We start from the raw sequence: 25688 nt of genomic DNA, 5'->3' as shown, positions 1-25688 counted from the left end.
GTCCCCGGCCGGCGTGAAAGGAACGAGTGATCACGCCGGAGCGACGAGGAGAGGTGCGTCAGTCATGGCCCGCCCCACGGACTGGAGTCCCCTGGGACTGGACGGCGACCCCACGCCCGGCGACCCCGACCGGTTGCAACAGCTCATCGAATCGCACCAGGTGCTCGTCGATCTGGCCCAGACCGTCGACGACGATCTCAGCGACCTGATGGCCAAGGACAGCGAGAACTTCGTCGGGGAGACGGCCGACGCGCTCCGCAAGGAGATGGACCAGCGGCTGCGCGGATTCGTGCAGACCTTCCGTGACGCCCACGCGGACGTGAAGGCGGCGCTGGCGACCTACCACACCGCCATGGTGAGCGAGCAGGCGAACGTCGCCGCCGCGCTCGCCGCCGTGGAGGGCCTGGAGGAGGACGACGAGGAGGTCAAGAACCAGAAGGCCAAGGCGGAGGCGGCGCAGGGCGCGCTGCAGGACGCGGCACAGGCCGCCGGGGACGCCCTGGAGGCCGCCGCCTACGCGATCCAGTCGCCCGTCGACGAGTGCGCCGAGTTCTGGAAGATCTTCACCTACTTCGCCATCGCGCTGTTCGCCGTCGGCATGCTCGTCGGCGGCCCGGTCGCCATCGCGGCGCTCATGGCCAACGCGGCGCTGCTCATCCACACGGCGATCGAGTTCGCCGGCGGGAAGGCGGGAGCCGCCGACCTGGCCCTGGCCATCCTCGGTGTCCTGGTCCCGACCACGCGCGGCGTCCCGTTCAGCAAGATCGGCTCCTCGATGAAGGGCTGGGTCTCCCAGGGCAGCGGAGCCGTCACGAAGCTGACCGCCGCCGACCTCACCAGCCTCAGCAAGGTCGCCTCCGCCGTCGGCACCGACAGTGCCGCCCTGGCGACCAGCGCGGGCAAAGGCCTCGGCAACTTCCTGACGACCACCGTCAAGGCCATGCCCGCCTACATCGCCAAGCACTTCAGGGGCTACGGTCCCGCCGCGCTCTTCCTCCCGGTCAACGTGGACGAGATCCTCGTCCTGACGTCGTTCCGCAGCACCATGAGCGCCCTCAAGATCGGGGTCTGGAACCGCGGTGTGCTGGGCCAGTTCCGGGCCGGCGCCGCCAACGTCAACGGCACCCTGGTCGACGTCCGCGCCTTCACCTCGCTCACCGGCGGCGCCATCAACGCGTCCGACTTCGCGAAGTACCAGCCCGCCGCCTGGGCGACCCCCGCCCACCGGGAGCTGCTCGGCCTGCCCACGACCGCGCCCCGGCTGGTCGTGACGGGCAACCCGTCCCGCGGACTGACCGGCACCGTCCCGACGGCGCCGGGCGCGGCCCACACCGCCGCGGGCCCCGTCTCCGGTACGTCGTTCGCCGGCGGCGCCGGGACACACATCGCCGCGCTGGACCCGGTCGTCCTCCCCTCGTCCCCCTCGCTCAGCCTCTCCTTCGCCGACAGAGGGCTCAGCCTCGGCATCACCGACACCTCGGCCAGCGCCGCCGGAGCGCTCACCAACCTGGTGGACATGGGGAACATCGGCACGCACGGGCTCGTCGGGGCCGCCGCGCCGCCCCTGGCCGTCGTCCACATGCCGGGAGCGGGCGGAAACCCGGTCGCCGTCGCCGTACCGGTGCTCCCGGCCGCGGGGGACGCGCGCGCGGCCGTCACCGGCCAGCAGATCACCGTGAACGTCGACTTCGACTCGATGACGCCGATCTCGGTCTCCTACGGCGCGAACGGCGTGCACATCGCCCCGTCCGGGGGCGGCAGCCTGCCCGAGATCATGGTGGCGAACATGCCGCAGCTCGGCGCGGTCACCGCCGTACCGCCCACCGGCATGACCGTCCCGGCCTCCGAACTGGCCGCCCTCTCCTCTCCGTCGGGTGCCGTGGCGGCCGTCCACGCCCCGGGCCTCGCCGCCGACGCCCCGGCCCTCACCGGGCAGGCCGGCGAAGGGCTGCTGCGGATGGACCTCTCCCTGCCCGACGCGCCCCCGCTCCAGCTCTCCTTCTCCGACCGCGGCATGACCCTGGGCGTGCCCGACGTGTCCGAGGCGAGCCGCGCCCTGGTGACCGGCGTGGACCTGTCGGTGCCGGGGACGGCCATGCCGGGCTCCGCGTTCACCTCGCAGGGCACGGCCGTGACGCACGGCGTGACCAACCAGGCACCGGCGCTCTCCCACGGCACCCCCACGGACACCGTCGCCGTCAACGGCGCCGACCCCGGCCGGCTGGAGATCAGCACCGGCCCCTCCTCCCTCACCGTCCACCTCGGCGAGGGCTACACGCACAGCACGGACCTGGCGGCGGCGGCGCACACGCCGGGCGTCTGGGTGCAGTCCGTCCCGCCGGCCGCCGTGTCCTCTCTGGCCACACCGCCGTCCCCGGGCGCCGGCGTCCGGCCGGGCACCACCGGCGCCGACATCACCGTGCAGGTGCCGTCCCTGCCGCCGGTGAGGATCAGTTCGATCGAGAGCAAGCTCGTCGCGCCCTCGACCGGTCACGACGCCTTCGCCACCGCCGCCCGGTCCAACGAACTGAACGCCGTCTCGGCGCCGTCGGTCCAGACGCCCCCGGCGGTACGGCCCACCACGGGCACCCACCTGGCCGAGGTCAACGCGGCGGAGGTGCCGCTGCCGCGGACCTTCGGGAGCGAGGCCGGCCAGAGCGCCGTACCGGTTCCGGTCAAGGCGGCAGCCGTGCAGGCGTCGCCGTCGCCGTCCCCGTCCCTGTCCCCGTCCGGCGTGGAGGGCCTGCGGGCGTCCACGGCTCCGGCTCCGGGTGCGGGCGTGGGTGCGGCTTCGTCCGGGGTTCCGGCTCCGGGTGCTTCGACCGGGATCCCGGCTCCGGGTGCGGCTTCGACGGGGGACGTCCTGCGTGGCCCCGCGCCGGCCGGGCCGGGACGGGAAGGGATCGCCGAGTCCGCCGAGTCCGTGTCCGCCGTCCCGCACACGACCGGCTCCCGTCCCCCGGCCCAGGAGACCGTCCCTTCCCTCACGGCGCCGGGCGGGGAAGGGCTCGCCGGCCCGACGCCCTCCGTGCCGCACACCCCGGAGCAGGGCCCGCGGGAGCAGGGTCCGCCGGAGCCGGCCGCCACCACCGCGCCGCAGTCGCACGCGTCCCTCCCGTCCGGTGCCCGGTCCCACGACGTACCGGGTCTCGACGGCGTCCAGTTGCACGTCGTGCGCGGCGCCGACGGCACGCCGGACACCGTCCAGGCCGTCTCCGCGACCGGCCGCCCGATCACCGCGAACGTGGCCCAGGACACCGTCCGCCTCACCGAGCCGGTCGACGAGATCACCACCCGTACCTGGACGTTCGACCTGTCCGGCGACGGCCTGCGGCCGCTGGGCGCGGAGCGCGAGGTGCTCCTCGGCGGCCCCGGTTTCGAGGGGACGCGCCTGCGCTTCGACGAGACCGCCGCGGACGCCCCGCCCATCCTCCTGCGCGGCGACGACACCGTCCCCGGCGGCGTCGTCCCGCTCTTGGGGCCGGGCGGCGCCAGGACCGACGCCCATCTCGTCGCCTCGGGCGCCGACACCGCCTGGGTCCTGCGGAACGGCCTGCCCGCCTCCGACTCCGTGATCATGGGTGACGGTCTCGTCCTCGTGCACCGGGACCACACGCTCTTCACCCACGCCTCGGACGGCACGCTGCTCAGCCGGACGTTCCGCTTCGACGAGGGCCCGCTCAACGGCCGTACGCTGCTGGCCCCCGAGGGCGGCGGACGCATCAGGGTGCCCGGCCACGGCGCCCTGCCCGCGCCCGGCACCTCCGTGGCGCCGCTGGAGGGCGGCGGCCTTCTGGTCAGCGTTCCCGGCGGCCGCGGGGTGGTCGCCGGGAACGGCACAATGACGCACACCGCCGTGGACCTGCTCGACACGGCCGGTGCGCGCACCGGCCGGATCGTCACCGTCCCGGTGGGCGGCGCGGGCACGGCGGCCGTCCACGACCTGGCCACCGGCGCGCGGCTCTCCGACCCGGTGGAGGTGCTGCCCGACGGCAGGCTGCTGGTCGGCGAGGGGGACGCGGCCGTCCGGTACGCGGACGACGGCACGCGTACGGCGACGGAACCGGCCTCCGCCCTGGAGGTCACCCGCGCGGACGGCGACACGGCCGGCGATACGGCCGCCTCCTCGGCCTCCGACACCGACTCCGTGTTCAGCCACTCCAGCGGCCACTCCACCGCTCACACCTCCACCGCGTCGCCGCACTCCTCGCCCGACCTCGGCCTCGACCTCGCCCCCGGCCTCGACGCCCCGGCACCGCACCTCGCCGAGACGGCCCCGCCCGCGGTCGCGCCGTACACCAACCTCAGGGGACGCGACGCCGGACTGGACGACCTGTGGCGTGCGGCGGAGGACCGGATCTCCCAGGCGACCGCCACGGAACTGAAGGCGGCCGAGTGGGAGAAGGCGTACCTCTACCAGGTCGACCACATACTCGACGCGCTTCCCAAGCGGCACACGCCGTACGACGTGCCGTCGAGCAGCCCCGGGCAGATGGCGAGGGCGGCGGGCGTCCCGGAGCCCGAGGTCTTCGAGGTCGCGGACGTGATCCGCGCGGCGGGGGCCGAGCACGCCGCGAACCTGGCCCGCAGGGCGGACCTCGACGGCGCCACGGCCCCGGGCCGCCGGGCGGACGCCGGTCACTCCGCCGACGCCGACGCCGGCCTCTCGGCGGGCGAACTCCTCGCCAGGAAGCTGAAGGACGTCTACGGCGACCAGCCGTTCGGCATGGCGCCCGAGGTGCTGGCGCTCAAGCTGATGAGCCGGGAGGGCGGACCGGGCCCGGACGACTGGGCGCGCGCCTTCGGCGTACCGGAGGACAAGGTCGACGGGGTGCTCAACGCCTTCCGCGAGGCCCGGCTGGAGCACTCGGCCCTCGGGCCGAAACAGGGCGAGACCGTCGTCCACGAGGGCGGCCCGGAGCACGCGTTCGACTCCCGCTTCCTCAAGCACGTCCCCATGGACGAGGAGTTCCACGCCAAGCTGACCGCCGGACTGCGCGGCGTGCTGCCCGACAGCGGGCCGGTCTCGGCGACCGCGGTCGCCGACCACCTGGTCTGGCAGCAGGCACGGCTGGAATCGGTCCGCCTCGGCCCGCCGCATGAGATCGTCAGGCGGGAGGTCCTGGACGAGTTCCAGAGCGCGGTCGGACGGGTCCACGCCGGAGAGATCGACCGGCTAGACCTGGAGCACATCGCCGACGACCTGCTGGAGAGCCTGCCGGGACGGCTGGAGACGATGAGCCGGCTCCGGTTGACGAGTGACCACACACTCCCCGACTTCGCCCGCGCGGTGAACGACAAGTCGGTCCCCGGGCTCGACTGGACACCGTGGGAGGCCGCCAAGTACGAGGGCGAGTGGGCGGACGACCTGTTCACCGGGCTGCGTTCCTTCGCCGAGAAGAACGGGCTGCTCCCGGGGAAGGACCTGAAACCGGACGACGTCTGGGAGCCCTCCGACCTCCCCGCCCCGAAGGAGATGGACCGCGTCCCCGACAGCGCCGCCGACCGGATCAAGGACATCGTGCACGCGCGCGAGGCCTTCGACCGGACGCTGGCGGCCGTCGACGGGAAGTCCCTCACCGCGCTGGAACCCGCGCGGACCGAGAGGCTGTGGGACGACTTCCGCACCGCACACGTGAACGCCGCGAGGAACGGCAAGGACCCGTCCGCCCTGGTGGACGACCTGGCGGGACGCATCCGCTTCGAGGCGCACCGCAGGGACTTCCACACCGAGGCGCTGGACCGCTTCGACAACGCCCTGGACGAGCTGTTCTCCTTCGACGCCGCCGCCTCGGTGAAGTTCGCCGAGCAGTACACGTCCGACCTCGTCACCCAGGCGATGAGCAGGGCCGGCGGCAGGAAGGCCGCCGACCTGACCGCCGGCGACTGGACGGCGGTCAACGCCGAACTGAAGCTCCGGCACGCCCAGCGGGCCGAGCACATCCCGGCCACGGCCGAGCGGCAGGTGGATCTCGACATCATGCTGCGCCAGGCCGACGAGCGCTTCGACGAGGTCCTTGGCGCGCCCGACAAGGCCCTCGGCGAGAGCGCCGCGGCCCAGAGCGCGCACGGCAGGCTCCGCGAGGACATGCACCGGAACCTGACCGAGGCGTTCCGGGCGCACATGGCCACCCCCGACGGCGCGCACCTGCCTCCGCAGGACTTCCGGGAGGCCGCACGCCGCTTCGACGAGCACTACTTCGAGCCGTACCTCGCCTCTCTCTCCCAGCGGTTCGACTACGTCAGGTCCTTCGAGTCGGCGCTGTGGACGGCGGGTTCCAAGTACACGCACATGACCACCGAGGTCAGTCCGCTGCACGGCCGCGCCGTGCACACGTACGACGTCGGCGAGGTGACGCTGCACCGGATCGCCGGGGAGTACCGCGAGCGGATCGGCGACACCTTCCACGACATCTACGGGCCGCGCAACCAGCGGGCGAGCGACCTGCTGGCGACCGAGAAGAACACCTCCGACTCCTTCGCCCACGCCATGACGACGGCGCGGGACGAGCTGGACTCCGCCGTCCGGCCGTCGTCGGAGGGGTCGCGGGCGGGGTCGCGGGCGGGGTCGCGGGCGGGGGAGGTGCCGCAGCAGACCGGTACGCCCGGGACCGGTACGCCCGGAACCGGTACGCCGGGGACCAGTACGTCCGGAGCCAGTACGCCCGACGGGGTCCTGAACGCCGGGTCCGAGGGTCCCGTGGCGTCCTCGGTCGCCCAGTCCGAGGTGTCGGTTCCGCGGCGCGAGTTCGGCGGCCAGGAGACGAGCGGCCCCGCACCGCGCGAGGAGACGACCACCGTCGGCGGCGGCCGGCAGCAGGAGGCCGCGCCCCACCCGGTCACCGGCCTCACCACCACGCAGCACCTGGACGTCCCGCCCCCGCACCCGGCCGGGACCACCTCCGCGGCGGGGCAGCACCAGCAGCCCGTGCACTTCCCGGCCGACGACCACGTGCGGCAGCGGGCGGCCGTGAGCGAGCTGGCCGGCCAGCAGTGGCAGAAGCTGGAAACGGTCCAGGACGCCCGGCTGCGCCCCCTCTACCAGGAGCAGGCGCAGCAGCTGGAGCAGACCCTGAAGTCCGCGCTCAGCACGGTCCGTTTCATGGCCGGCCTCGGAGCGGCCGAACGGCAGGAGATGCTGTCCGACCCGGAGTACGCCCCGCTGGCCGGTGTCCGGCACATGGCCGCCCAGCCGCAGGTGACGTACGAGACGGTGCTCGACGCCCAGGCGGCCCAGCTCGAACAGACCGAGCGGCAGTGGTCCGCGCTCAACGAGCGGCTGCGGGCGGGCGACACCGCCTACCAGGAGTGGAAGGCGAACCCGCAGTGGTCGGTGGACCTCCAGACCTTCGAGACCACCTCGCACCTTCCCGCCCCGGACCTCTCCGTCTCGGAGGTGTCCGCGGGCACCGCCGGCCGGCACGGGTACGTGCCTCCGTCGGTGGAGGAGACGGCCGAGGACGCCCCGCTCCAGAACGCCCCGCTCCAGGACGCACTGCTCTCGGAGGCATCGCTCCCGGACGCCCCGCTGCCGAACACACTGCTCCCTGACGCGCGGTTCTCGGCCGTCCGGAACGACACCGCGGCCTTCCTGTCGGACCTGGGCGACCGCGTCGGCCGGCGCGACGCCGCGTACCGGGCGTTCGACACCGCGCTGGGCGACTACCCGGAGCTGAAGGGCGCCCTGCCCTGGAAGTTCCCCCAACGAGACTCGTTCCAGGCGCAGTTCGCCGACGCGTGGGAGCGGGCCGCGCACAGCGGGTCCGACACGGCCGTGGTCGAGACCCAACTGCACGCCGAACTCACACACGCCCGCGACACACTGGCCGAGCGGGGCGTCGCGGAGATCGATCAGGCGGCTCTGCCCGCCAAGTACCCGGGCCACTGGGGCGAAGCCGTCCACCGCAGCTCCCACGGCTCCCGTTTCGCCCCGGCCGCCCCGGTGATCCAGGGGGTCGAGCAGCCCGCCGCCTCGGACGCGTGGCACGAGGACGTACAGCTCTGGTTCGCCAGGGAGCGGCACGTCCTGGCGGCGGAGTACCAGAACGCCCTGGACCAGCAGGGCGCGGGCGCCCACGACCGGCTCGCCCGGGACCTCTCCTTCTCGCTCGGCGCCCTGCACCGGGAGGCCGCCGACCGGGACCTCGCCTACCAGGACTTCAGCAGCCTCCGGACGACGGCGCCGGAGCCCGGTCAGACGACCGTCACCCGGGTCGAGACCCTCTCCTGGCTGTCCAGGGAGCTGGAGACCGCGCGTGCCCAGTACGCGGACGCCTACCTGACGCGGCTCGCGGCCGTCCGGCTGGACGACTGGCAGGCCGGTGCCGCCCAGGAGCAGACCCTCGCCGGGCAGCCGCCCGCTCCGGTGCCGGCGCCCGCCCTCGCGCAGGAGGGCGGCTGGCGCGCCCGGGCCTGGCAGGCCGCCCAGATCCAGCTGTTCGAGGACTACCGGACCCGGTTCGACCAGGCGGCCGAGGTGGGCGAGGCGACCGAGGTGGGCGACGCGGCCGGGATGGCCGAGGCCCCGCCGCGGACCTCACCGACCGCCGGCCGCACGCTCACCGCCGGACAGCAGCAGGTCTTCGACGAGGCGTTCGACGCCTGGCACCGTGAGTCCGGGCACGGGCTGCCCGCGGCGCGCACCGAGGAGATCCGCGAACGGGTCCGCACGGACCACGTCGGGCGCCTGTCCGCCCAGGCCGAGGAGGCCGGGGAACTGCAGGCCGGGCTCGGCCACGAGTTCGCCGCCGAGGCGACGCGCCTGACCGTCCTGGACCGCGCCCGTACCGCGTTCGAACGGTTCGCCGACGCATGGCGACGAGACCTCCTCGACGGGGGAACCCCCGCCCACGGACCGGCCGCCGAGGCGGCGCTCGACTCCCTGCGCCCGGTGTTCGACGAGCGGCTGGCCCAGGCCGTCGACAACGAGCTGACCACCACGGCCCTGCGCCACGACCCCGAGGGCGCCCTGCGGCGCGGACTGGCGAAGTGGCACGAGCTGCTCGGGACGGTGCGCCACGAACTCGATCTGCGCGTCGTCCACGCACAGGCGCGGGAACGCCTGGCCCGGCACGCCGCCGAGATGGCGGCCCGGCAGCCGGTCCGCCCGGACGGCCCCGAGCAGGCCCTTCTCGACCTGTTCCGCGCCGGCCCGCTGCGGGGGAACGCCACACAGGACACCGCGCTGGCCCAGGCGCCCGGCACCCACGACCCCCTGCCGGCCGCGCTGCGGATGGTTCCCCTGCACCAGGAGGCGCAGGCACGGCTCGACGCGTACTTCGACCAGGCCTTCGCGGGCATCAGGCCGCACGACAGCGCCGCGCGGCGCGCGGAGCGGGCCGAGAACCTGGGCCGTCGCGAAGACGCCGTCCTCGCCGGTCTGACGGGGCAGTTCGGCCGGGAGAGTGTCCGGGAGACACTCGCCGAGGACGTCCGGTCGCTGGCCAGGGCCGCCCTGGACGCCTGGCAGGAACAGCCCGGCACGCTGGACCCGGCCCTCACCCGGCACTTCGGCGGCCCGTCCGCCCTGCCGCTCACGGACGGCGTCCGGACCCGCGTCGAGGCGCTCGCCGTCCATGCGTTCACCGGGCTGTTCGACCGCCACACCGCCGACCCCGCGGTCCGCTCCTCCGGTCTGCCCGACGAGCGGGGACAGCAGGCGTCGCTGACCGGTTCGCTGGACGCGATCGCCGGCCCGCGGGCGCTCACCGACTCGATCCGCCGGGAACTGGTCCGCGACGCCGCCCTGCGGCAGGGCGCCGGGCTCTACGAGGAGACGTTCGCCGCCTGGCAGTCCGCCCACCCCGACGGCACCCTCGCCGAGGGCCGGGCCGACCAGGTGCGTCAGGACCACGAGCACCGCGTCCGGGAAGTCGCTCACACGCTCTTCGCCCCCTCGGCGGCCGGCCTCACGGACGCGGTGCGGCGGTGGGACCGGGCGAGGACCGGCCTGGCCCGTGATCTCCTCGACCGCATCACCTTCGAGGCCGGGGCGGCGACCGCGCTGCGCGGCGCGGGCCGGGCCTTCGAGGCGCTGCACGCGGGGCGTGCGCTCCCGGCCCACCGGGTGGAGGCCCTGGCCGAGGAGTTCCGCGACGACTGGCTCGCGGCCTACCGCCCGCTCTTCGCCCCCGCCTCCCTGCCCGGGTCGTGGGCGCGGCAGGAGACCGCCACGTCGGGCTCCTTCGACGCGGGCCGGGACGACGCCCCGGGCGTCACCGGGGGCCTGACACGGGAGCGGCTCCAGGCGCTGCGGGCCGATGTCGTCTCGCAGTTGAGGCGCTGGGGCCTGAACCCCGTCCGTGAACCCGTGGGCGACGAGCACATCGTCGTGACGGAGACGATGGTCGCGGACCAGTACGAGCTGCTCGCCTCGTGGCGGAAGCGGGCGCCGTCCAAGGCGATCGGCGCCGCCATCGCGCAGCGGATCGTCACCGGCGAGGTCACCGGGCTGCGAGGAGGCGCGCCGGGCGGCACGACGCGGGCAGTGCCGGACGCCCTGGTCGAGGCGTTCGGCGCGGGCGTGGCCGCCCACCAGCACTACCAGGGGCTGCTGTCGGGACTCACCATCCTGGAACGGGCGAGGTACGGTCATCCCGTCTTCGGGCAGGGCGACATCGACCTGGGCGGCGTCACTCGCTGGCTGATGGGCCTGGACTCGGGGGAGGCCGTCGGCGCCCCGCACTACGGTTACGCGCTGTCGCTGGCCCAGCGGGCCGACCTGGCGGGCGACGCCCGCGCCGACAGCCTCTACGGGATCAAGGCCCACGGCCTCGAACGCAAGGGTGCTCTGCACGACGCCACCCGGATGACCGGTGCGGACGGCCGGTTCACCGGACGGGACCTCACAGGGCAGGCCGGCGTCAGGGTCGACGTACGCCAGGTCACGGAGCGGTGGAACGACGGGAGTTACAGCGATTCGCGGCCGGCTCCGTGGGGTGAGCGCGCGTATGTGCTGCGCGCGGACGAAGACGCGTACGAGCCCGCCGTGCTGGCCGAACTCGTCCGCCTCGACCCGCAGCGCGACCCGGACCTCCCCGTCCTGCTGCTGATCCCCAGGATCGGTGCCGGGACCGCCCAGGCGGCCAGGATCATGGCCGACCGAGTCGGCGCCGTGGTGTGGTCCTCCTACGGCACGTACGGGCTGCACGCCCTGAGCGGGGCCGGGCTGGTCCCCGTCCTGGAGCAGCCCGCGGACGGTGGGGCCTCCCCGGGGACGTGGATACCCAGCCCGCCCGGCCTGGTGCAGGACAACCCCGTCGTCCTGGGGGGCTCCCACGGCGCGTACTCGGAACTCCAGGTGACGTCCTTCACCCTGACCACGCGCGACGGCCGGCACCTGTACGGGCGCTCGTACTTCAACGAGCTGGACATGCTGCGGTGGCTTCCCCTCCTGATGAACACCGCCCAGACCGAGTACTACGCCAGTGTCACGGAGGCCGAGTTCAGGGCCGGGACGGTCGGCAGCACTCCGTCCCGCCTGCGTTTCAGCCTGGCGCAGGGCTACCTGTCGATCGGACACAACAACCCCGTGACCGCCGTACTGTCGCGGAACACCCCCGGGCACACCGGCTACGCCCCCGTCCACGCCGACGACATCGCCGAGCTCCACGCCCGCAGCAAGAGCCTGGAGCGCATGCCCGCGCACTGGCCGATCATCTTCCTGTGGTGCTACGCCGGTGCACTGCCGCAGGGCGTGGACCCCCTCGAACGAGTGCCCCTCGCCCAGACGACGGCGACCCGCACCGGTCGGACGGTGATCGCCGCCGACACGGCCACCGGGTTCAGTTACGGCCACGGTGCCCCCCAGGTACTCATCAAGGTGGAGGACGACCCGGCCGACCCGCGCTTCGACTTCCGGGAGTTCGAGCCGGAGCCCGACCCCGACGCGCTCGCGCGCCTGGCCGACATCGCCGCCCTGCCCGTGCAGGAGAACAGGCGGGAATGGGCGCTGCGGTGGGTGCGCGCCCTGCGGAAGGTCTACGGTCCGCCCTTCGACACCGATCACCTCAACAAGGACGCCTTCGAACAGGCCGTCGCGGGCTTCGGGGCACTGGAGCGGCAGCGGCTGCGCACCGACCCGAACGCCGGGCCGCTGACCTGGAGGGTGCTGCAACCCGCGCTCCAGTCCTTTGCCCTGCAGAAGGGCACGCCCCTGGAGCGGGCCGACTCCGAGCTGATCCATCTGCTCAGGCACGCCTGGCTCGGGGGCCCCGTACCGTTGCTCTCCGGACTCCCGCCGCTCCGGCACGGTGGCCTGGGCGGCGGTTCGCGGGACACCGGTCTGGATCCGCTCGCCGAGCGGTGGCCGCTGGGCCGTCCGGTGACCCTGGAAGGGCCGCGCCTCTCGGACGCCCCGCACGGGGCCCCGCTGACCGTGCCGGTGCGTGACGTTCTCGCGCCTGCGGGCAAGGGGAAGGCCGCGGTCACGGCGGAGTCCGCGTCGTGGTTCACTTACCGGCGCGTCCATCCCTCCGCGTCGGGGGCGCTCACCTACCGGGTCAGCGACGCGGGTGTGATCAGGGTTGCCGGTACGGAGCTGGCGGCTCACGGCTGGACCAGGTTCGGTGACGACTTCGTGCACGAGGACGGTTTCGTCCTGCGTGGGGACAGCGGTTGGATCGGCCGGGTCAAGAACATGCCCGAGCTGGTCCGGCACCCCGACTACGCCCTCCCCGGCTCCGCCCACACGGTCGTCGCCGACGCGCCACACCTGCACCTGCTGCCGGCGCACTCCGACGGAACGGTCAGGGAGACCCCCGGTGACCGGGCCGTCCGCATCCCCCTGGACGACGGGGCGCAGGTACCGCGGTCCGTCACTACGTCGGTGCCGTTGACGGCGGACGAACTGCTGCACACTGTCGGCTCCGTGGTCGATGCGGCGCGGGCCCGGGGGCCTGAGGCGCTCGACTGCGTGCCGCTGCTGCATTCCCTGCGCGATGCCCTCTTCCTCCAGGGCGTACGGCCGGCCCGCGGCCTCGACGACTCCGTGCTCACTCGGAACCCGGCGGAGACCCGCCTGGCGCCGGGGTCGGACTGGCAGCGCGCCGGGTCCTGGAGCCGGGTGCTGGAGACGGTCCGGCGGCAGGGTCCCGGCACGCTCGCCCTCGTCCTTGCCCGCCGTCCCGGCGACCAGGTGGGGCACGCCTTCGCCGCCTACCAGCCGCAGGACTCCGGGTGGCCGGTCTGGGTGGACCTCCAGGCAGCGGACGGCAGGTGGCTTACGACGCCGCCGGGGCTCTCCGCCGCCGACGCGCGGATGACGGTGATCGACGTGACCGGGCGGGTCGTCGCCGACCCGCAGCCGTCCTTCACGGAGTCCGCCTCCACCGCCCACGCCCTGGTGGACCGTGCCACCGGCCCCGACCAGGGCTACGGCGCCATCGGCCTGGAGGTGGAGGACCGCCACGTCGTCCTCGCGCACAGCGGGATGCCCGAGCTGGTGGCCAAGGTGGAACTGGCGAGCGCGCCCGGCATCAAGGTGGTCACGGACGCGGCCCACTTCCAACAGGGGCCCGACGGCCTCTGGTACCCGTACCAACAGGTCCCTCGGGGCCGCCCCGCCCCGCCCGAGGAGGTCTTCCCCGTCCTCGAGTTCGTACTCGACCCGGCGGGCGTGCTGCCCGGGGAACGGCGTCCGGCCCCGGAGGCCCTGCTGGCACAGCTCGCGCGCGGACAGGCGGCAGTCGTCGAGGCGCACGGCCAGAACGCGCACCGCACGATCGCGGACATCTTCGCCTCCATCGGCTGGGCCACGACGGAGCACGCGGCCCTCTACTGGCTTCCTCCGCACACCTCGGGAGGCGCCCACCAGACCTATTCCCAGGCCACGGTCGGCGTCCCGGCGGCCGGTCTGCGGGCCGTGCAGGACCTGATGATCAGCAAGCTCGCTCCCCAGCAGGGCGCCCTCGAGGCCGTCGGCCGGCACTTCGGCCAGGTGGTGGCCGCCGACTTCGTATGGCGGGTCACGGGCCACGACGGAGTGCGCGCCGAGCACGTCCCCTTCCTGTCGTCGCTGGTGGACGTCGACGAGGTCTGGGGGTACACCTGGCTGACGTTCCTCAGCGTCGCCGCGCGCCCCGTGGCCGCGGTCAGACGCGACATGCTGCTCAAGAACATGGCGGCGTTCGCCGTGCGGACGTTCCTGACCGGCGACCCCGACCGGCTGGACCGCCCCGGCGTACTGCAGATGCTGCAGCCGCGGACCCGTCAGTACCTCGCCGCCGCACACGACTTCATCAAGGACCACTTCGACCAGGTCATGCAGCCCCTCCTGGCCCAGATGCAGCGGGCGTTCGGCCGAGGCGCCGCGGACTGGCGCGGCTTCATGGACGTTCCCGCGCCGGTGCTCACCACGGGCGAACACCTCACGGCCGCCCTGCGCGGTCTGGACGGGCTGCGTCGGCGGGTCCCCGCGGACCAGGACCTGGCGACCGTGGTCCACCAGACGACCACCGGCATGGAGGGCCTCCACGATCCGGACACCGGCGGGAACCGGCTCCTGCTCCCGCTGGTCCTGCTGGAACTGCGGCGGAACCTGACCGGCCAGGCGATGGCGACCGACGACGGGCTCCGTCGTACGGTCGACCAGCTGTCGGACCTGACGTACCGGGCCTACCAACGGGCAACGCACTCGCAGCCCCTGAGCGACAGGCGCCTGCGGGACTCCGTCCGCCACATCGTCGACCATCCCGTGGTCCAGGGGTTCGCCCCGTTCCTGCTGGAGGCGACCCGGAGGGGTGTTCCGACCACGGACGGAGGCAGCAGGAATCTGCTGCGACCGCACCAGGCGCAGGAGATCGCCGAGGCGTTGGTCCGCTTCACGCAGGGCGTCGAACTGACGCCGCAGAGCCTCGAACGCATCGAGCGGCTGCTGGCGGTCGCCTCGGCTGCCGTGCGCGTCCGCCCGCCGCACCCGCAGGCGATGCCGGCGGAGGCCCGCGACGCCATGCGCGACGCCGTCTCGGCGGCCGAGTACGCGCTTCCCCTCCTCGTCCCGCCGGACGACGTCCCGCGCCGCGGGGCGGGACGCCGCGGCCGGGGCCGGGGCGGTTCGCCGGACACCGGTCTGGACCCGCTCACGGAACTGTGGCCGCTGGGCCGTCCGGTGACCCTGGAAGGGCCGCGCCTCTCGGACGCCCCGCACGGCCACCCGCTGACCGTGCCGGTGCGCGACGTCCTCGCGACCGCGGGCAAGGGGAAGGCCGCGGCCACGGCGGAGTCCGCGTCGTGGTTCACTTACCGGCGCGTCCATCCCTCCGCGTCGGGGGCGCTCACCTACCGGGTCAGCGACGCGGGTGTGATCAGGGTGTCCGGTGCGGAGCTGGCGGCTCACGGCTGGACCAGGTTCGGTGACGACTTCGTGCACGAGGACGGTTTCGTCCTGCGTGGGGACAGCGGTTGGATCGGCCGGGTCAAGAACATGCCCGAGCTGGTCCGGCACCCCGACTACGCCCTCCCCGGCTCCGCCCACACGGTCGTCGCCGACGCGTCACACCTGCACCTGCTGCCGGCGCACTCCGACGGAACGGTCAGGGAGGCCCCCGACGACCGGGCCGTCCGCATCCCCCTGGACGGCACCGTCATCCCGCTGGACGACGCCGTCATTCCGCTGGACGACACCGTCACCGCACCGCCCCCGGCCCGCACCGCTTCCGCCCACTCCGCGGTGGACGACCCGGACGCCATCACCGTCGTCGACGGGTCCACGGCGGTGGAGCGGTACGCGGACCGGAGCGGCCCCTGGCAGCACCCCAACCTGCGCGCGTCGCTGGAGTCGACGCTCCGCGGCGACCAGGTGCGGCGGCCCGACCTGGCGGACCTCGTCCGGGCGGACGGCGACGAGGCGGTGGTCCGGGTGGCGGAGGCGTACGGCCGGCTCAGCGCGGCCCAGCGCGCCCTGTCGCCGACCCAGCAGGGACAGGCCCTGGCATTCGTCCTCGTCGGGCGCAGGGCCCCGGGCCTGCTCGGCGGCGGATCCAGCCTGGAGGTGGAGTACCTCCACCCCATGGAGCACGCCGACGCCGACATCGACCTCGACGCGTTCAACGGCGTGGCGATCGCGACCGGGCCCGACGGCGCGCTGCTGATCATCGAGATCAAGACGTTCTACGAGGGTCCCGGCGGCCTGCTCCACACGGGGCGGGACGCGGCCGTGCAGGCGGGCGGTACGGGCGCCGAGGTACGCAGGGCCATCCCCGAACTCATTCCGGCGATCATGGCCAACGACCCGGTCGAGGCGGCGCAACGCCCGCACCCGGACGACGCGTTCGCCATCTACCGGGCCACCGAACAGGCCCTGGAGAGCATTCCGGGCGAGCCGGGCACGGGGGCGTCCGTGCCGATCGAGCAGGTCCTGACCGAGAGCGCCGGGTGGACCCTCGACGAGGAGGAGGCGCTCGGCTGGAGCATCGGCCCCCGGGCGGTGGGAGCCGCACCCGGCGGGCAGGGGCAGCACAACATCGGCGTACCGCCCGCCGTGGTGCACCAGTTCCTGCGCCACGTGGGATCTGGCACCTGGCGCGGCCTGGAGCAGGGCTACCTCAACCGGGAGCACCTGGCCGACGCGCTGAACTTCGGGGACCTCGTCGCGAGCCTGTACATCGCCCACCGCTACCTGGGGCGCATCCCCAGCGACCTGAACGCCGTACGACCGCTGCTCGACATGCCCGACCTGGGCGTACAGCAGCTTCGGGGCCATGCCGCCCTCCTGTACGTCACCGCAGCGATGTCGGTGAGCGGCCGGCTGGCCCGCCCCGGCGAGGACGAGGAGCCGCGCACCACTCTGGACAAGGCGTACGCGGCGGTCCTGCCGCGGCACGAGCCGGACGCGATGCTGGCTGCCCTCCCCGCTCCCGTCCGGGAGTTCCTGGCGGACAGGGCCCACACGCGCGTCGTCTTCGGCCTCATGGACCGCCAACTCCGGGCCAGGATCCCGGGTCTCGGGACGGTCAAGCCGCTGGACCTGATGCCGCAGGAGCACCGGATCGGGGACTTCGTCCTCACCGGGCTCATACCGGGGCACTCCGGCCGGACCGCGCTGGGCGACCTCACCGAGATGAACGTGCTCGACGAGTTCGACACGACGGGCCGTTTCCCGAAGCTCGTCCTCGAAGTGCGCTACTTCGGCCGGCGGGCCGCCACCGTGTCGGACATGCGGGAGATCCACCAGTCGCTCGTCGACGAGGTCGGCCGGCTGACTCCACTGGTGGAGCGGCTGTACCAGCCGGGGCCGGCGGAAGCCGCGTGGACACAGCAGGCGATGTCGTACCTGCAGGACCAGTACGCGGGCCTGCCGGGCGGTGCGCCGGGGTCGGCGGAGGACCCGCTGACGGCCGGGTGGGAGCTGGGCCGGCGGGTGCCGCTCCGGGGAACCCGGGACGGCGCGGCCGTGGTGGAGGTGGCGGCGACGGACGTGCCCGCCAGCCTGCGGAACGCGCTGCCGTCGGACGAGTACGGCTACCGGCTGCCCTCGCGCAGCGCCACGGAGACCGGCTACCTGGTCAGCGGCGCGGGTGAGGTCATGCTGCCGGCCGGTGTGCTCTCGCCCCGGGGCTGGGGGCGGCTGGCCGACGCCGCCGGGCGCGGCGCCGACTTCGTGCACCTGCCGACGGGCAGCGTGCTGCACGGGGACAGCGGGTGGATCGGACGGGTGGACGACCCGAAGGCCCTGGACGAGGCGATCGACGCCGGCCGGGTGACGTTCGAACCGCACCGGATCGTGCCGCACGCGTCCGGCCTGTACCTGGTGCCGGACGACACGGAGCGGTCCGGCACGGAGCGGTCCGGTGCGAAGGCGACGGCCGTCCACATCCCGCTGGAGACCGTGTCCCAACCGGAGCCGGAACCGGTCGTACAGCCCGAGCCCGAGCCCGAGCCGGTCGTACAGCCGGAGCCGGAGCCGGTGCAACAGCCCGTGCCGGAGCCGGAGCCGGTGGTACAGCCGGAGCCGGGGCCGGTCCAGCAGCCCGAGCCCGAGCCGCAGCCGGTTCAACAACCTGAGCCGCAGCCGCAGCCGCAGTCCGCGGACCGTACGCCCTGGTACATGGCGTACGGCGCGACGGGACAGGTCGTCGTCCGCGACTCGGTGAAGGACATCCCGTTCTCCGCCGCGCAGGCCACGAGGGCGGCGCGGGCGACCGAGGCGCGGCTGACGTCGCTGCCGGACGCTCTGCGCCCCGGTGTCCGCGACGCCGTCCGCGACCTGCTGCTGGAGCGGGAGGCGCACACCTGGGACGACCTGCTGACCGCGGGGCGCACCCTGGTCGTCGGCGGCCGGCTGGTCTGGCTGCTGCCGGTGCTGCGCGACCTGTCCCACGTGCCGCCCAAGGGCGGCGTCGCCAACGAGTACCAGGTCGGCTTCGGTTCGACCCAGACCGGTGGCGGGACGGACCACGAGAAGAGCCACGGCCTGGACTCGATGCTGTTCACCGTGGTGGGCCTGGGTGCCGCCGCAGCCGCCACCGCGACCATCCTTCCCCTGCCGCAGTTGCACATCGGTTCCTCGCGCACGAAGGACACCAGCTTCGGCCGTACGCTCCTGTCGGGCCGGAAGCCGTTCGTCAACAGCTTCAGCAACTTCACCGCGGGTCTGTCGGTACGTGTCTTCCTGGACGGCGCCGAGGTCGTCCCGCCGGCCGCCGGCCCGCCCGTCGTGCCCGGCCGACTGTCCGTGGACCTCCCCGAGCCCTACGCCGGCGAGAACGGACTGGCGCCCGGGAAGGACGTCCCCGACGCCGTGCGTCCGCGGGAGCCGCGCACCGGCGAGCCGTCCCAGGCGCGGGAGCTGCTGAACGCGGTGAACATGGTGCCGGTGATCACCGGGCTGCAGCGCAACCTGCTGGCGGCGGGGCTGCCCGCGCCGGTGGTGAAGGACGTGCTGGCCGCGCTCGACATGGACTCCGGCAAGGGCATCCTGAGCGAGCGCACCGCCCGCAGCCGCTACCTGTGGTGGTCGAGCGGTGACGTGTCCGCCCCCGTCAAGGTGAGCGGATCGCTGCTGGCGCGGACCTTCCGCGGGCACGTCCGGCTCACGGCCGAGGTGGACAGCCTGGAGTACCTGGGCGACACGAACGTCGGCACCCGGGACGACATCGGCGCGGGCACCACCCACACCATGGCGAGCCAGGGCGCGTCGGCCGTCTCCGGCGGCGGCGGCCTCAACATCGCCGGTATCGGCACCGAGACCGGCGCCGGTTCCGCGACCGGCGAGCACGGGCCGGAGCTGAAGGGCACCCTCCCGGCGTTCAGCGCCTCCCTCGCCGGCAACCGCGACGCGGGGTACTCGCTGCAAGCCGGACACCTCAGCCACACGGTGCTGAACCTCTACGGCGACCAGTCGCGCTACCGCGCCGGGCTGCGTCTGACGGTGACGGTGGAGTCCCCCACGCACCGGGTGGCGACGGTGGTGGAGACCACGGACGCGGAGCTGAGCGTGGCGCGGCGCGAGGCGGCGGCCTTCGTGGCCCAGACGGTCGGCGAGGGCTGGACGTCCGACCTGCGGCCGGTGGCCGGCGGCCCGGACGCCCAACGGCACCGGGTGTTCACCGCGCCCGCGCCCCGCGCGGTGCACAGGCTGCCCACCGCGCGGTCGCCGTACCGCTTCGACCTCGCCAACCCCGGTATGGGGGTGGCACTCACCGTGCACCCGCGGGAACCGGCCGTCATGGCCGCCCGGCGGGGCCTCGGTTTCGGCGTCGCGGTGCGGCTGGCCGGCTCGGACGTGCTCGCGTCGGAGCTGCGGAAGGCCATCGGTCAGCACGAGGTGCGGGCCGTCGGCGCGCGGAGGGCGTCGCTCGCCGACTGGTCGCAGGCCGACCGTGACCTGGCCACGTTCTACGGGCAGCCCGCCCTGGAGGGCGACCCGCACCAGGCCCTGCTCGGTATCCACCGGACCATCACCGTGGGCGGCCGCCGCTACACGGTCTCGGCGAAACTGGTCTGGGGCGGACGGATCGGCGGCCGCAATCCGCTCACCGGCCCGGTCTCCGGCCAGAACGCGCCGGACGAGAGCTACACGATGCAGGTCAACACCCGTGCCGCGTACGGCGCGACGGCCGCGGGGAACCGGGGTACGAGGATCACGGGCACCCTGACCGGTGGTGGCGGCGCCCGGCTGTCCGTCCCCGGGTCGGACCACCAGCTCGGCCCGCTGCGCTTCACCACCCCGCCCGTCCGGCTCGATCTGGGCGCGTTCCAGGGGGTGTTCCGACGCTCGTGGGACAAGGGGCAGAAGTTCGGCGGCGCCGCCGAGCACTACCGGCGCAGCGAGACCACCGGCAAGGTCGACGAACACCGCTACCGGATGCGGATCAGGTACACCGTCACGCCCGAGGGCGACAAGCCGTCGTACCTCAGCGGCGGTGTCCCGGTGGTCGGCCGGCTCGTCGTGGCGCACGAGCACGTGCCGCAGCAGCCCATGACCGCCCGGCAGGCGCAGCAGACGGGCCTGGCGCGGACCACGCTGAAGGCACCGCCCCTGCACGGGGGGCTGGACTTCAGCACGGGCACCACCGGGCTGTACCCGGTGTTCCACCTGATGCCGGAGCTGGCGCAGCTCGCCGCGCGGCTGTACTCGGAGGCGCACGACCTGCCGGACGACTGGCTGCGCAACCCGGCGGGCTGGCCGGAGGAACTGCGCGACCTGGCCCATCCGGGCATCCTCAGTTCCCACTTCGAGGAACTGACCGGCTCGCAGGGCTTCGAGACCGAGCTGCCCCGCGGTGGCCACCGGTACAAGCACGCGGTCCGCGTCAAGCTGCACACCCACGCCCCGGTGCGTCTCGCGTCGAGCGAGACGACGGAGTCGGAGTACTACCACAAGGCCGCCTCCGAGTACGAGCGGAAGAGTGCCAAGGAGACCGCCGCGGGGTTCACGGGCACGGTCGGCCCGCAGTTCCGCTTCGGCGCCGCCGCGCACCGGGCCGACCCCACGAGCGGGGCGGAGCAGTCCGGCGGGAGCGGACAGCACGAGTCGGGCACCGGCGGGCGGCTGACGATCCTGGCCAAGGCCGAGGCCGCCGCGAAGCGGGGGCACGGCGAGGCCACCACCGCCGGACACATCGACATCAGCCGGGTGACGTACAACGGCACGGTCCACAAGCTGCGCATGTCGACGGTCTTCGAGGTCACCTACCTGCGGTGGCGGGGCAAGAAGGTCACCGCGACGACACAGTTCCTGACCGTCGACGGCGCGCTGGACCTGCTCGTCCCGGACCGGCGGCTGAGGGACGTCCAGCCGCCCCCCGGCCGGCAGACGCAGCCGATGGGACCGCGCACCTATCTGGCCCCGGACCTGCTGCCCGGGATCGGCCACGCGGAGGTACTGCGGGCCGACGACGTACTGGAGACGATCGTCCGGCGGCTGACGCGGCAGGGCGTGCTGGTCCCCGAGCGCGACGAGAGCACCGGGCAGCGGCCGAACCTGTCGAAGCGGTCGCTGTACGCCTCGTTCTCCTCGAACGCGCTCAAGACCGCCGCGCCCGCGCTGATCTCCGGCGACGGCGTCAGCCGCTGGTACCCGTTCTCCCGGGGGGCGGGCACCACCCGCTACCTCTGGGTCAGGGTCACCGCCACCCGGATGGAGGCCCCGCACGCCCAGCTTCCCCGGGACGACGCCAAGTCGACCCTGCGCGGCGAGGCGTTGACGGCCGACGCCGTCAGCGACACCGCCGGGGTCGAAGGGAAAGCCGGTGTCGAGGGCCGGGGCCGGATCGACGGGCCGAGCGTCCACGGCGGCGTCGAGGCCGGTGCCGTGCACAACACCTCGCACAGCACCACGGACGAGGAGACGCGGAAGACGGTCAGCATCTACCGGGCCACCCCGAAGGAGAAGTCGGAGGAGTTCGAGCACCGCATCACCTTCAAGGTGGAGCTGGGTACGACGGTCGAACTGCCGGAGTTCCTGAACGCGCCCGCCCGGATCGGCGCGGAGATCCTCAAGCTCTACCGCGGGCTGCCGACCCGGCCCACGTCCCTGTTCACGTGGTACGACTCCGGCGACGGCGTCACCGGCGGCCCGCTGGTCACGGGGGGCGTCGTCCGGTGGCTGGTGCCGCGGTCCATGACCGTGGAGAGCGGCGGACCGCCGCGCGCCCTCGACCTCACCGTACGGCGCGAGACCGAAGTGACCTGGCGCACGGAGACGTTCCGCGACGGCAAGGGCAGGGTGCCCGCCGAGGTGTCCTCCCCCGAGTGGAGGGCGCTGCTGACCCATCTCCACCCGTGGGTGCTCCCCGCCGCCGCCCCGATCGCACGCTGGGCCGCGCTGACCGCCGTCCGCCACAGCACCCCGCCCGCGGTGGACCTGGACCGGCCGCCGCGGGTGCCGGGACTGGACTTCACCTCCACGGCCGGTCTGGCCTTCCGGCAGCACACCGCCGAGCAGATGATGCGGCCGCGCATCAAGGAGCTGCTCGGCTGGTCGTACACCGTCGCGGTCGGCGACCAGGTGGTGCGGGTCGGCCTGGAGATCGACGGCTTCGAGCCCCTGAAGGGGGCCGACATGCCGACGAAACAGCGCAACTACCAGCAGAACGACGCCGACAAGAAGCACGAGTCGGGACAGGACCGCGGCTGGGACATCGAGTTCGGCCCGGAGCTGGGCGGGCACGCCGGCGACGAGAACATGTTCGCGCGGCTGCCCATCACCCTCAAGAGCTGGAGCAAGGGCCAGGACCGCTCGGCCGCGCTGGGCGACACCGACGAACGCAACGTCGAAGGCACGCGCGGCTACCGGACCTACCGGTTCGACGTCACCGCCGTCGTCCAGGGCCCGCACGGCACGGTCCGGGTGAAGGTCCCGGACGGCCTGTACGGCATGCTGCCGGTCGACAAGAACACCCACCAGCTCGACGAGGGCCTGGATACGGCCCTGCAGACCCTGCTCGACCGGCGCCGCCCCCGCACGACGACCACCGTCACGGGCACCGACACGACCACCGCCACGACGACCACCACCAACCCCGTCACCACGACCGTCACAGGTACCGAGGACACCACCGCCACCGGCATCACCACCGGCACCGTAACCAGCACGGGCACCACGGGCACCACGGGCACCACCACCGCCCCCCAGCCGGTCGACGACCCCGACGCCATCACCGTCGTGGACGAGACCTCGCGGCCGGCGCCGTACGCGGACCGCGACGGCCCCTGGTGGGACAGCGACGTGCTCGACGCGCTGAAGTCGGCGCTGCGCGGCGCCGAGCTGGGGCGGCCGGACCTGGCCGACCTGGTGAGGGCCGGCGACGACGCCACGGTGGTCCGCGTCCAGGAGGCGTACGGCCGGCTGAACCCGGCCCAGCGCACCTTCAAGCCGCTCCAGCGGGGCCAGGCACTGGCGTACGTCCTCGCCGGTGTGGAGGCCCCCGCGCTGCTGGGCGCGGGATCGAGCATGGAGGTCGAGTACCTCCATCCCATATGGCCCCGGGTGGAGAGGGACCCCGACGACTGGCACCGCGTGGTGCTCGCCGAGGGACCCGACGGTGCCAGGGTGCTCGTCGAGACGAAGACGTTCTACAAGGGCGTCAGGGGCGCCCTGTACAAGGAGCGCGAGACGGCCGTCGCGTCGGGAGGCACCGGCGCCGAGGTGAAGCATGCGATCCCGGAGTTCGTCCCCGGGGTCATGGGCAACGAGCCGTCCGAGGAACGGCCCCACATCGCCGGCATGTTCGACCTGCACGCGGCGACCGAGCGGGCCCTGCGCATGGTCCCCGGCACCCAGGGCGGCGGTCCCTCCGCCCGGCTCGCGGACGTCCTCACCGAGGACATCGGCTGGACGCTCACCGCGGCGGGCGCGGGCTGGCGGATCGGTCCGGCGGTCCGCGGTGCCTCGTCCGGCGGACAGGCGCAGCACAACATCGGCGTACCGCCCGCCGCCCTGCACGCCTTCCTGCAGCACGTGGCCAGGCACACCTGGCGCGACCGGAGCCACGGCTTCGCCGCACGCGAGCACCTGTCCCACGCCCTGGTCTTCGCCGACGAGATCGCGGCCCGCTACCTCGCGGCCCGGTACCTGGACAGCGCGAACCGCGACGACGTGCGGGCGGCCCACGACCTGCTCGACATGCCGGACCTGGCGCTGCAGCAGCTGCGCGGCCACGCCGCCTGGCTCTACGCCCACGCCGCCATGCTGGCCGACGGCGAGCTCAGCGTGCGGGAGGTCGACGGCGAACTCGTGGGCCAGGTGAACAAGAGCTTCGCCGCGGTCCTGGTGCGCCAGGAACCGCACGTGATGCTGGCCGCGCTCCCCGCCGAGGTCCAGCGGTTCCTCAACGCCTTCCAGCGGACGTTCATGAGGCGCCTCAAGGAGACGCTCCGCGCACACGACCCGGCCCTGCACGACACCAACCCGCTGGATCTGGTGCCCAGGAGCCAGGGGCGGATCAAGGACTTCGTCCTCACCGGGCTGGTGCCCGACTACGACCGGCGCACCCTGCACAACGACGTCACCGAGATCACCACGTTGCCGGGACTCGACACGACGGGCCGGTTCCCGAAGGCCGTGCTCGAAGTGCGCTACTACGGCCGGCGGGCGGCGATGGCCCCGCTGGCGCGTGAGTTCCACGAAGCCCTCGTCGGCGAGGTCGCCCGCCTGACTCCGTGGGTGGAGCGGCTGCACGAGGCGAGCCCCGAGGACCACGCGCGGCTGCAGCGGGCGGTGCGGATCCTGAGGGAGCGGACCGGTCCCGGCACCCTCACGCCGCGCGCGACGGGCGGCGAGGGACAGCCGGAGGCGCGGGTGACGCCGCTGCAGGGCCTCGGCTCCCTGGTGCAGGTGCCCGGCCGGTCCCCCGCAGCTGTGGTGGACGGCTCCGGTGCCCACACCCATGACGCCATCGCCCTCGACGGGCCGGACGGCCTGGTGGTCACCGTGCCGGTGGGCGGTTCGGGCCCCGCCACCCTGTACCGGGACGGCACACCGGTGCCGGGTGCCCATGTGGCGGTCACGACGGACGGCGACCGGATCGCGTCCCTGATGGTGCGGTGGGAGCGCGGCACGTTCTTCCACGGCCCGGACGGCGCCTCACGCCTCGCCTTCCCGAGTCCTGGGACGTCATCCGGTACGACGGCCACCACGACGCGCACCGGCTCCGCCACCACGACGCGGACCGGCTCCGCCACCACGGCGGGTGCGGAGCACGCCACGGGTTCCGCGGATCTCACTGACCGTGCTGGTCCCGCAGGGCTCACCAACGAGTCCGCCGGGTCCGTTCTCGACGGCGGCCCGGTCCGGCGGCTGCCGATCGAGCCGGTCCTCGAAGACCTGTGGGTCACCGTGGAGGAGGTCGTGCCGGGTGCCGAACTCGACCGGCTGCACACCGCGTTGGCCACGTCCGACACCGCGGCCGCGGCGGCGGCCGAGCGTGCTGCGCTCGCCGGACTGCGGGCGCACATCGAGGGGGAACTGGCCCGGCGGGACCTGCCGTTGGGACGTACCCGGCTGCGCCTGCACATGGCCTCGGGCGACCGTCCGCTCGCGGGCATGGCGCTGGCCCGCGGTATCGCCGACGGCCTCAGCCGCCGGGCCCTGCTCACCGTGGGCGACGAGACCCGTCCCTTCGAGATCTGCCCGCCCCACAACATGTCAGGAGGCAGCCGGGCATGAGACGGAATCATGACGTCCAGTTGTTGCCCGCCGGTCAGATGATCATCGTAGGATGCACCCCGTCGGTCCGTGAGCGGCCGGG

General features: G+C 73.8%; 1 protein-coding gene. It reads left to right on the top strand.

Going from position 1 to position 25688, the window contains the following annotated elements; translation table 11 throughout:
- The first annotated feature begins 64 nt into the window (after positions 1-64).
- Complete coding sequence (locus HZS56_RS20385; protein WP_216722172.1) at positions 65-25606, top strand: toxin glutamine deamidase domain-containing protein; 25542 nt, start codon at positions 65-67, stop codon at positions 25604-25606.
- Positions 25607-25688 lie beyond the last annotated feature (82 nt).

Source organism: Streptomyces mayonensis (assembly GCF_018982965.1).
GTDB classification, from domain to species: Bacteria; Actinomycetota; Actinomycetes; order Streptomycetales; family Streptomycetaceae; genus Streptomyces; species Streptomyces mayonensis.
This window is presented reverse-complemented; position numbering and strand designations above follow the sequence as displayed.

Coding starts and splice junctions, on each gene's coding strand:
- HZS56_RS20385 (WP_216722172.1), top strand. CDS start 65: ATGGCCCGCCCCACGGACTGGAGTCCCCTGGGACTGGACGGCGACCCC.